Source organism: Patescibacteria group bacterium (assembly GCA_034660655.1).
In the GTDB taxonomy this organism is placed as follows: domain Bacteria; phylum Patescibacteriota; class Patescibacteriia; order JAACEG01; family JAACEG01; genus JAACEG01.
The window spans coordinates 1-2,047 of the sequence record JAYEJU010000048.1; the positions used below are offsets into that span (position 1 = coordinate 1).

Here is a 2,047-nt window from a genome sequence, read left to right on the forward strand (position 1 = left end):
AGCATATTGTCTACTTCTTGGTCAATCATAAATTTCATACCTCCATTTTCTTTCGTATTCGTCCCATTCATAAATTTTTTGGTCATCTCCTAAACCAAAAATATATGTTCCGTCATCACCACAAGAAGTAATTTTAACAATTTTAACTTCTGATTTTTTTTCTTTGAATTTCTTCATAAATTTTATATTTAGTTAATTAGTAAATAAAGTTTTATTTTTTAATGCTTCCTCTATTACATCAATTTCTTCATTATAATCTTCTTCATTATAATCTTCTTCTTTTATATCTGAAATTACGACTACATTTCCCCAAACATCATCTCCTTCTTTCCTAATTTCTGCTACATAATTAGCATATTTTCTAAAATTTGTGCCAAATTTTTTCTTTGTTTCAATAGGCAATTCATTTTTAGATGCGTAATTTTGATAATGTTTGTATAATTCCTCTTTTTTAATCCATTCTCCTGTTTTTTCTATTAAATTATCAATGGCAAAATTAGCGATTGAGTTCTTTTTATTATATTTTATCATTGTTTCTTTAATTTCTTTATTTGTTTTGTTATAACTATATTGTGAATTTTCTATTACTCTTTTGAACCCCTCCAACGCCCAATTTAGTATTCCTGACATTTCATTTTGATTATTTATTATTTTTTCTTCTCTCAACAATATTTTTTTTTGAATAATATTCTCAAAAGGAATTATTACCCATCTTTCAAAATAAGCATTATCATCTCCTATTTCTTTAACTGCCGGAATTGTATTACATGCGAATAAAAGTTTAGCATAATTTTTAAATTTAAAATGATCACCAAATTTATATTCGCCATCAAATGTCCCCGCTCCTGTTAACATTTTAAAATTTCCAGTATCTGAAATATCTTTTTCGCTCATATCATCGTGGATATTCACATATTTTTTATATAAATTTATTGTAGAAAATTTATCAGTCGCTATTTTTTGCAAATTAAGTCCTGAAATATTTTTTTCTCTGTCTTCTTCTGAAGATATAAATTTTTCTAAAATAGATATTAAAGTTGTTTTTCCAGTATTAGTTTCTCCAACAAAAATGAATGCTTTTTTAGGATAATATTGCCTGAAAAGACACATCCCCATGAATTCTTGAATAAGTATAATGTATTGTTTATCTAATGTTTCTTCTAAAAATTTAAAAAATAAAGGACATTTTTTTTCTTTATTATAAGTAATGGGAATTTGTGTTGTAAAATTATAATCAGCATTATGTTCTTTCAATTCTAATGTTGATAAATTTAACGCTCCATTTTTGACACAAATTATATTAGGGTCAATTTTATCAAAGTCTTCTCTTGGAATATAAGTTTTACGAGATATTTTATTGATTATTTCTTTTACTTTATGAGTAGTGCATTCATCTTGATATTCTTCTTCTATTTCTTTTTGTAATAATCTTTTATCTTTTGAATATAAGCCTTTTTTATAAATAAAAAATTCAATATCTTTTTCACCAACAGTTTTTATCTTATATTTATTTATAAGTTTATCTGTTATTTTGACTATTTTAAATTCTTTTTCTTTTTTTTCGTATTTTAACATAAATGACAAGTAATTTATTCCCAATCAAAAAAGCCCAGATGAGATAGCTTACTGGAACACAACATTCCAGAAGCAATATTCACATATTGCTTTATCTCATCAAGGCATTCTTGATTGTGTTGTGATTTTTTAAGCATAGGGTTTTTAAATTTGTTTTTATTATAATTGATTTAAAAAACTTTGTCAAGGGGGGGGGAAGAAGAGTTTATCCACAGAATTTTTTTTTTATTTTATTTTATTTTATTATAGGGGTAAATACAGTCTATATTTTTAATTTATGAGGAGAATTTATATATATGTATATTTTGTTATATTATATAGGTTTTTTATGTTTTTTTATTTTTTTATTATTTTTTTTTGATTATTTAATATAATTTAAAAATATAAGCTGTATTCACCCCTTGACAGAATTTTAAAATGTGTTATCTTGAAAATAAAACTAATTAGCTTGTCTTTTATGCGAATGAATTTT

Annotated in this window: 2 protein-coding genes; both read right to left on the minus strand. The window is 23.8% G+C overall.

Annotation, left to right across the window (positions count from 1 at the left end; translation table 11 throughout):
* Window positions 1-21: 21 nt before the first annotated feature.
* A complete protein-coding gene (locus U9O55_03660) occupies window positions 22-177 on the minus strand; it encodes a hypothetical protein (GenBank protein MEA2088907.1) in 156 nt (51 codons plus the stop codon).
* Between the two features lie 15 nt (window positions 178-192).
* On the minus strand, window positions 193-1,575 hold the full coding sequence (locus tag U9O55_03665; GenBank protein ID MEA2088908.1) for a phage/plasmid primase, P4 family: 1,383 nt from the start codon (window positions 1,573-1,575) through the stop codon (window positions 193-195).
* Window positions 1,576-2,047: the final 472 nt, after the last annotated feature.